The organism is Microbacterium sp. ACRRU (assembly GCF_022346945.1).
GTDB classification, from domain to species: domain Bacteria; phylum Actinomycetota; class Actinomycetes; order Actinomycetales; family Microbacteriaceae; genus Microbacterium; species Microbacterium mcarthurae.
This window is the reverse complement of record NZ_JAKRNI010000054.1, coordinates 1-8,670: the sequence shown is the minus strand read 5'-3', so window position 1 is coordinate 8,670 and position 8,670 is coordinate 1. Positions and strand designations below refer to the sequence as shown.

Annotated in this window: 9 protein-coding genes; 4 read left to right on the top strand and 5 right to left on the bottom strand. The window is 71.2% G+C overall.

Going from position 1 to position 8,670, the window contains the following annotated elements; all coding sequences use genetic code 11:
• The 5 genes from MHY30_RS14700 to MHY30_RS14680 form a co-directional block, all read right to left on the bottom strand.
• Positions 1-364 (bottom strand): AtzH-like domain-containing protein (locus tag MHY30_RS14700; protein ID WP_239279008.1); only part of this gene is annotated, 364 nt, incomplete at its 3' end.
• Between the two features lie 250 nt (positions 365-614).
• Positions 615-1,787: an acetamidase/formamidase family protein gene (locus MHY30_RS14695; protein WP_239278998.1), complete on the bottom strand. Its 1,173-nt coding sequence runs from the start codon at positions 1,785-1,787 to the stop codon at positions 615-617.
• Entirely contained in the window at positions 1,784-3,118 is a 1,335-nt protein-coding gene (gene allB / locus MHY30_RS14690) for an allantoinase AllB (RefSeq protein WP_275438561.1), read from the bottom strand. The genes MHY30_RS14695 and allB overlap by 4 nt, the downstream gene beginning before the upstream one ends.
• A gap of 51 nt (positions 3,119-3,169) precedes the next feature.
• Positions 3,170-4,015, bottom strand: coding sequence for an aspartate/glutamate racemase family protein (locus tag MHY30_RS14685; RefSeq protein ID WP_239278970.1), 846 nt, complete (start codon positions 4,013-4,015; stop codon positions 3,170-3,172).
• The gene (locus MHY30_RS14680) at positions 4,012-5,679 is read right to left on the bottom strand and encodes an NCS1 family nucleobase:cation symporter-1 (protein ID WP_239278960.1); all 1,668 of its coding nucleotides are present in this window, start codon (positions 5,677-5,679) and stop codon (positions 4,012-4,014) included. Before MHY30_RS14680 ends, MHY30_RS14685 begins: the two co-directional genes overlap by 4 nt.
• 159 nt (positions 5,680-5,838) lie before the next feature.
• On the opposite strand from MHY30_RS14680, the gene MHY30_RS14675 reads away from it, so the two are divergent.
• The 4 genes from MHY30_RS14675 (at position 5,839) to hpxO (ending at position 8,638) form a co-directional block, all read left to right on the top strand.
• Entirely contained in the window at positions 5,839-6,444 is a 606-nt protein-coding gene (locus MHY30_RS14675; protein ID WP_239278949.1) for a helix-turn-helix domain-containing protein, read from the top strand.
• Between the two features lie 167 nt (positions 6,445-6,611).
• Entirely contained in the window at positions 6,612-7,127 is a 516-nt protein-coding gene (gene uraD / locus MHY30_RS14670) for a 2-oxo-4-hydroxy-4-carboxy-5-ureidoimidazoline decarboxylase (RefSeq protein ID WP_239278947.1), read from the top strand.
• On the top strand, positions 7,124-7,444 hold the full coding sequence (gene uraH / locus MHY30_RS14665; protein ID WP_239278935.1) for a hydroxyisourate hydrolase: 321 nt from the start codon (positions 7,124-7,126) through the stop codon (positions 7,442-7,444). The genes uraD and uraH overlap by 4 nt, the downstream gene beginning before the upstream one ends.
• Before the next feature lie 9 nt (positions 7,445-7,453).
• Positions 7,454-8,638 (top strand): FAD-dependent urate hydroxylase HpxO, encoded by a 1,185-nt coding sequence (gene hpxO / locus MHY30_RS14660; RefSeq protein ID WP_239278906.1) that lies wholly within the window; start codon positions 7,454-7,456, stop codon positions 8,636-8,638.
• Positions 8,639-8,670: the final 32 nt, after the last annotated feature.

The window sequence follows — 8,670 nt, the reverse complement described above, 5'->3', positions numbered from 1 at the left end:
CGTCCCCACCGCTGCGCCGAGCGTCGACGGGGACGTCGCACTGCTCGTGTCGGTCTCGGCGTTCCGCGGCGGGAGTGGGGGTGGCCGTCACGGCCTCGGCGGGCGCGGTGGATGCCACGGCGTTGCCGGCACGGACGAGCGGACGGTAGTGCAGCGCGGCGATCTCCCGCGGAGGAACACCGCCACGCAACGCACGGAACCCGCTGATCGCGTCGTGCCCGACGAGCAGCCCCCCGGTGTCACCGCGCAGCGTGTCCGGGCCGGGCGCGAAGAACGCGTCGAGCGCGTCGAGGTCGTTCGCGACGATCGCCGCCTCGTACGCCTCGAACGCCGCACGTAGGTCGGCCGGAATCGTGGCATCCATCACTGTCGACCCCGTTCCTGCGCGCCATCGAGTATTGAGTGTCCAGAACACGCGGATGCCACGCCCCGCCGTCCGCGTGTCTTGGACACCGAACCCGCCACACCACCCACGCGCGCCACACCACCCACACCGCACACACCGGGCACCGCAAGCGCCACCCCCCGCGTTGAGTGTCCAGAACACGCGGATGCCACGCCCCGCCGTCCGCGTGTCTTGGACACCGAACCGGGGCGCACAGCGACCGGGCGGCTCACGGCACCTCCCCCTTGAAAGGAGCGGCGGCGGATGCCAGGGGCTGCGGCTCCACCGAGGAGACCCCGGCGAAGTCGGCCTCGCGGATGCGGGCGTGGACGCCGGACACGATGTCGACGACCTGAGAGATGTCGAAGTCGGTCGCGGCGCTGAGGTAGGCGTAGGCGAGGTGTTCGTCCATGCCCCAGCGCGCGCCGAGGAGCGACAGCGCCGAGCGGACGCACGCGCGCATCGCGGCATCCAGGTCGGGGTCCATCCCCGTGGGCACCAGGTACTCGGGCGTGCGGACGAGGGGGCCCGTCACCTCGCCGAACGCCGCTCGGGCGGCATCCGCGGGTATGACCTCGAAACGGAGAGTCGCCCGCAGTGACGCCTCGAGCGCGGTCAGCGCGACCTCGCCGTCGCCCTGGGCGAAGTGCGGGTCGCCGACGTACGCGAGCGCGCCTTCGACCTGAACGGGGAGGAACAGCGTCGTCCCCTCGACGAGCAGGTTGATGTCGATGTTGCCGCCGTGGGTTCCGGGCGGGACGGAGTGCGGGCGTTCGTCGCCCGCGACGGCGACCCCCATGGTCCCGAGGAACGGCGCGAGCGGGAACGCCACGGCGGGCTCGCCGCCCTCCGTGACCGGGAGGGTCCCGTGCAGCACACCCTCGCGCTCTGCGACGGCGGCGAACACGCTGACGTTGTGCTCCCCGCGGGGCAGCTCGCCCACCAGCGCGCCCTTGCCGTGGCGGTTGGAGATCACGCCGTACGGCACGCGCGGCGTGAGCGTCTCGACCGTGATCTTGAGCAGATCGCCGGGGTGCGCGCCGCGCACGCGGACCGGCCCGACGACGACGTGCGGGCCGTCGGCGAACGGGTCGCGGGCGACGGATGCCGCGATCTCGATCGCGTCGTCGAGGATGTGCTCCGACGGCACACCGTGCGACGTGAAGTAGGCGCGCGGGTCTTTGCCCTGGTCGTCGAGGATGCCTTCGTGACTCACGGTGTCGAAGGTGACGCTCTCGCCCGAGCCGATCTCGAGCACCGCCGCGTCGACGGCGCACGGGAGGCGTCCCCACAGGACGGTCTCGGGCGTCGCGCGGAGGTAATGGTCACCCGGGATCGCGCCGACCCCGGGCTGCAGGACGGGGACCGCCGGTCCACTGCCGGGGAGGTCCGCGCCGCTCATGCCTGGACCGCCTCGGACGTGTCGACCAGCTCGCGCCCCGAACGGAGCGTCACCGGCTCGCCGCGCCGGAACACCGACTCCCCGCGGAGCCACGTCTCGCGCACGACACCGGTGAGCGTCTGCCCGTGCCACGGCGAGACCGGGTTGCGGTATTCGAGGGCCGTGGCATCCACGACGAACTCCTCGTCGGGGGCGAACGCCACGAGGTGCGCGGGGGCGCCCGCCGCGATGACGCCGAGCCCCGCGAGCCCGGCGATGCGCGCGGGGCCCGTGGTCAGAAGCGGCAGCAGGTCTTCGAGCCGGATGCCACGCCCCCGCGCCGCGGTGTGCACCGACGACAGACCGGTCTGGAGGCCCGCGATCCCGCCCCACGCCAGGCCGAAGTCGGGGTTGGACTTCAGCTCCACGGTCGCGGGCGAATGGTCGCTGACGATCGCGTCGATCGTGCCGTCGACCACTCCGGCCCACAGCAGGTCGCGGTTCGCGGCCCCGCGAATGGGCGGGCAGCACTTGAACGCCGCGTCGCCGTCGGGCACATCGGCGGCGTCGAGGGTGAGGTAGTGCGGGCAGGTCTCGACGGTCAGGCGCACGCCCTCGGCCTTCGCGGCCCGGACGTCGTCCAGCGCTTCGCCGTCGGACACGTGCACGATGTGCGCCCGGGCCCCGGTGCGACGGGCCGCGTCGATCACACGACGGATCGCCGCGCGCTCGCTGACGGGCGGGCGACTGGCCTCGAAATCGGCGTATCGCGGGCCGAGAGCGCCGTCGGCGTGCAGGTGCGCCGGGTCCTCCGCGTGCACGATGAGCAACCCGTCGAACATCGCGAGCTCGGCGAGGCATTCCTCCAGCTGCGCGGCGTCGAGGTGCCCGAACTCGTCGATGCCGCTCGGCGCGAGGAAGCACTTCACCCCGACGACCCCGGCATCCACCAGCGCGCGCAGCGATCCGAGGTTCTCCGGGACGGCTCCTCCCCAGTAGGCGACGTCGACCGCGAGCTTGCCCGCGGCGGCGGCGCGCTTGGCATCCAGTGCCTCGGGGGTCGTGGTCACGGGTGAGCTGTTCAGGGGCATGTCGACGATGGTCGTCACTCCCCCGGCTGCCGCCGCGGCGGTGCCCGTGGCGAAGCCCTCCCATTCGGTGCGGCCCGGCTCGTCGAGGTGCACGTGCGAGTCGACGAGGCCCGGCAGCAGCACGGCGTCGTCGGGCAGCACCGTGTCGGCCATCGGGTCGAACACCGTGACGGCCGCGATGCGCCCCTCATCGATCACGACCGTAGCGGGGATGAAGCGGCCGTCGACGAACGTGCGGCGGGCCGCGATCCTCGTGCTCATGCCGCTCACGCTAGAGGCCCCGCGTTTCGCCGATGTAACCGTCATCAACATTCATGCGAACACTCCCGCTGTGGGGGCGGGGTCGGCGGGCGCGAGGTCCGGTGCTTCCCCCGGGTTCGGCGCGCGGTCGTCCAGTTGGGGCACGGAATTCCCCGCCCCAAACGGAAATTCGCGCCCCGGACGGAAGCCGGTCACGCCCCGCGCCGGGGGCGCCGCGTACTCGTCGCGCTTGCTCGTCCCGAGGCCCATGCGCACCATCCCGGATGCCAGGCCCACCGCCGCCGCGACCCCGTCGACGACGGGCACGCCGACGCGGGACGTCAGCTCGGCACAGAGGTCGGCCATGCCCGCGCATCCCAGGACGACCACGTCCGCACCCCCGGAAACGGCCTCGGCCGCGAACCGCTCGATCGTCGCGACGGCGGCCGAGCCGGTGTCCTCGAGATCCAGCACGGGGATGCCCGTCGCCGCCAGCGACACGCACGCCCGCTCCATGCCGTATCGACTCACGAGATCGCGGGCGCGACCGAGGGTGCGACTCAGGGTCGTGACGACGCCGAAGTGCCGCCCCGAGACGGCGGCCAGGTGCATCGCCGCCTCGGCGATGCCGACCACCGGAACGGTGACGAGCTCGCGCGCCGCGTCGAGCCCCGGGTCACCGAAGCACGCGACGACGTAGGCGTCGGCGGGGGCCGCGCCGTCACGGTCGGCCGCGACGAGCTCCACCACCGCGGCCGCGGCGGCGACCTCATCGACGTGGCTCTCGATCGCCGCCGCTCCGACCTCGGGGCACACCGCGGCGATCTCGACGTCAGGCCCCGCGACCCCCCGGGCGGCGTCCGCGATCTTCACGGTCATCGCCCGGGAGGTGTTGGGGTTGATGAGCAGGATCCTCACGCGGTCGTGCCCGTTCCCGACGCCGCGGCGGTCGACGCCGAGCGCCTGGCATCCACGGGGATCTCCGCGGAGATGGCGGGCGGCTCGGATGCCGCCGTGGTCGCGGCCCCGTCGACGGCGCCGTCCGAGATGCCCTCGGTCTCGCCGTCGAAGGTGGGGATGCGCGGGTCGAGCCGCTCGAAGAGGAGGAACAGTACGTACCCCAGGCCGCACCCGATGAACCAGCTGTAGTCGCTGATGGCGGAGATGTCGAAGATCCCCAGATCTGCGAACAGCTTCGGGAAGACGGCGATCCCCACGGTCGGCACGCCCGCCGCGATGACGGCCTTCACGGAATTGGGGTTGAAGCCGTTGCGGTACCAGTAGGGACCCTGGGCGTCCATCGTGAACATCGCATCGACCTTCACGCGCTGACGGGCGGCGATGTAGTACCCGGCGATCAGGATGCCGAAGAGGGGGCCGATGAGGGCGCCCAGCACGCCGAGCGAGTAGTGGATGGCGTCGCTGTTGGAGTACCAGTTCCACGGCATGAGGAAGGTCGACCCCACGGCGGCGATCATGCCACCCGCCCGCCACGAGATCTTCTTCGGGGCGACGTTGGAGAAGTCGAACGCCGGGGAGATGAAGTTGGCGACGATGTTGATGCCGACCGTGGCGGTCACGAACGTGAGGCCCCCGAGGAGGATCGCGAACGGGGTGTCGATGCGCTCGACGGTGGCGATCGGATCGGTGATCAGTTCGCCGAACACCGGCACCGTGGCCGAGGCGGTGATGACCGTCAACAGCGAGAAGAACAGGAAGTTGAGCGGCAGGCCCCAGAAGTTGCCGCGCTTGACCGCCGCGAAGCTCTTGCCGTACCGGGCGAAGTCGCCGAAGTTGAGCATCGGACCCGAGAAGTACGAGACCACGAGCGCGATGGCGGCGAACATCACCGGGATGGAAGCCCAGAAGTCCAGCTGCGTCGTCGACAGGGTGAACGAGATGTTCTGGATGCCGGCCTGCGACACGAGGTACACGGCGAGCACGATCATCACGAGGTACACCGCGGGGCCCGCCCAGTCGATGAATCGGCGGATGACCTCCATGCCGTTCCAGAACAGCAGGAACTGCGCGGTCCACAGGATCGCGTACGAGATCCAACCGAGCGCCGACAGTCCCGCGAACGAGACCTCGAGCAGGGCCGCGGAGCCGGGGATGAACTTCAGGAAGACGATGTTCAGCGACTCCGCTGCGAGGAACGTCTGCACGCCGTACCAGGCGATCGCGATAAGGCCGCGGATGATCGCGGGAATGTTCGCGCCCCGGATGCCGAACACGACGCGGTTGATCACCGGGTAGGGCACACCGGTCTTCTGGCTCGGCTTGGCGACCATGTTGGCGAACACCTGCACGATGACGATTCCGGCGATCAGCGCCACCAGCACCTGCCAGGACTGCAGGCCCAGGGCGAACAGCGAGCCGGCGGTGATGTAGCCGCCGACCGAGTGCACGTCGCTCATCCAGAACGCGAAGATGTTGTACGAGGACCACTTCTGCTTGCGCAGCGGCGCGAGGTCTTCGTTGGCGAGCCGGTCGTCGTAGTGCGGTTGCATGTTGCCGCCCCCGTGGGGGTGGCCGGCCGCCTCCACGAGGTCGTGGGGGCCGGTGCGCGTTGTGGTGGTCATGTCTTTCCTCTCAGGGCGGGGGATGCCACGACGTGGAGTCCGCGGCCGGAGTGGGGCTTGCAAGTGAAGCTATGGGTTCACACGACGCGCTCGATTTCGCTCATGTAACGGGTATGTGAAGTCGCTCCTTCACACCGCGGCCACTTCTAGACTCGGGGCATGACGCAGCCGACCACCGTGGACGAGAACACGGTCTCCGCCGGAGGCGTGGGCGAGCGCATTCGATCCCTGCGCACGGCGCGGGGGATCTCGGCCCGTTCACTGGCCGCGACCCTCGGCATCTCCCCCAGCGCCGTGTCACAGATCGAGCGCGGCGTGATGCAGCCGAGCGTGTCCCGGCTCATCGCCATCACCGACGCCCTCGGCGTTCCCCTGGTGGCCGCGTTCGACCCGGCATCCGACCGTCCCATCGAACCCGCCGGCCCCTCGGGCTTCACCCTGCAGCGCGCCGGTCAGGCGCCCGACATCGTGCTCGACAGCGGCGTATCGTTCCGGCGGCTGACACCCGGCACCTCTCCCGGCGTCGACTACTTCGAGTCGATCTACCCGCCCGGGACCGCGGCCCACGGCGCCGACGGATTGTTCCACCACGAGGGATACGAGGTCGGCACGGTCGTCTCAGGCGAGCTGACCATCGACTTCGAGGCCGAGCGCGTGATCCTGCGTGCCGGCGACGCCATCAGCTACCCCTGCTCGGTCCCCCACCGCCTGCACAACACCGGCGGGGTGGACGCCGTGGCGCACTGGCTGATCGTCCACGGCTGAGACTCCCGGTTTCGGCCACACCCACGGCGCGCGCTCCGGCCCCGCCCCGCGGCACCGCTTCGTCGTGCCCGCAGAGACGGTCGGCCGCTACCGAAATGTTCCCCACAGCAACATCGCGGACACATCGCGCCACAGCCCCGTAACGCGGCGGCCCTAGCGTTGCCCGCATGCACCTCACCGCCTTCAACGCGGCCCCGCCCGCCCCCGCGGCGGAGGTGGTCCGCGTCTGGGCCGACATCCCCGGGTGGGTCGACGCCGTCGTCGCCGGCCGCCCCTACGCCGACGTCGACGCCCTCGCCGCCTACGCCGAGAACCTCGCCGCGACCTGGTCTCCCGCCGATCTCGAGCGAGCACTGCACGCCCACCCCCGCATCGGGGCGACGGTGTCGGGGGACAACGCCGAGGCCGCGGCATCCCGTCGCGAACAAGCCGCGATGACCACCGCGGCCGACGACGACGTCGCCGCGATCGCCGCGGGCAACGCGGCGTACGAGAAGCGTTTCGGTCGCGTCTTCCTCATCCGGGCGGCCGGACGCACACCGGGTGAGATCCGTTCCGAACTCGAGCGACGCCTTCGCAACACCCCCGACGCCGAGACCCTCGAAGCGACGCGACAACTCGCCGAGATCGCGCTGCTTCGCCTGCGCGGCACGATGACCGACGACCCGGAGGGCACCGAATGACGCACCTCACCACCCATGTGCTGGATGCCGCGACCGGCACGCCCGCGGCCGGGATCGCGGTGACGCTCGCGCACCTCGATGGCGCCACCATCGACTCCGCCGTGACCGACGCGGACGGCCGCCTCGCGCTCGGCCCCGACCGCCTCGCCGACGGCGACTACGCCCTGACGTTCGGCACCGGCGCGTACTTCCGCACGCGGGGCGTGACGTCGTTCCACCCCGTCGCGACCGTGGCGTTCACCGCGTCCGGCGAGGAGCACCTGCACGTGCCGCTGCTGCTCAGCCCCTTCGCCTACTCCACCTACCGCGGCAGCTGAGGAGGACCCGTGAAGGTCATCGTCATCGGGGCCGGCGTCGGAGGAACCTCCGCCGCCCTCGCCCTGCAGAAGCTCGGGCACGATGTCGTGATCTACGACCGCATGCGCGAGAACCGTCCCGTGGGCGCGGCGTTGTCACTGTGGTCCAACGGCGTGAAGGTGCTGAACTGGCTCGGCCTCGGGCCGCAGGTCGCCGCCCTCGGCGGCCAGATGGACGACATGGCCTACTACGACGGCCACACCGGCGACGAGATGTGCCGGTTCAGCCTGGCATCCGTCACCTCCCAGACCGGGCAGCGGCCCTACCCCGTCGCCCGCGCCGACCTGCAGGCGCTGATGATGGATGCCGTCGGCACAGGCCGCATCCACCTCGGGATGCAACTCGTCGAGGTCGCCGACGACGGCACCACCGTGACCGCGACGTTCGCCGACGGCACGACCGACACCGCCGACCTGCTCATCGGCGCCGACGGGGCGCGCTCGCTCGTGCGGGACTACGTCACCGAGCCCACTGGCATCCGCCCCGAGCGCGTGTACTCCGGGTACGTGAACTTCAACGGCCTCGTCCGGGCGGATCCCCGCATCGGCCCGCCGCACCAGTGGACCACGTTCGTCGGCGACGGCAAGCGCTGCGCCGTCATGCCCGTCGCCGGCGACCGCTTCTACTTCTTCGTGGACGTGCCGGGGCCCTCGGGCGTGCTCGAGGACCGCATGGCCGCCCTCGAAGAGGCCTTCGGGTCGTGGGGCGCCCCGGGCGTGCGGGCGCTCCTGGATGCCATCGACCCCGACGTTTCACTCAACCGCGTCGAGATCTGGGACATCGACCCCTTCGACACGTGGGTCCGTGGACGCGTGGCGATCCTCGGCGACGCCGCGCACAACACCGCCCCCGACATCGGGCAAGGGGCGTGCTCGGCGCTGGAGGACAGCTTCGCCCTCGGCATCGTGTTCGCCACGACGACGCTTGGCGTCGAGGACTCGTTGAAGCGATACGAGCGCATCCGCACCGAGCGGGCGGGCGACCTCGTGCTCCGCGCCCGCAAGCGCGCACACGAGACGCACGCGTTCGACGTCGAGGCGACCCAGGCCTGGTACGACGGCCTGCGCCGCGAGGACGGCTCGGGCGTCATCCGCGGCATCGTCGGCAACATCGAGGGCAGCCCCGTCGAGCTGGGGGCGTCGGTACTGCGCTGACGCCGGGGCGCGGGGCGGTGGGGCCCTGTCTC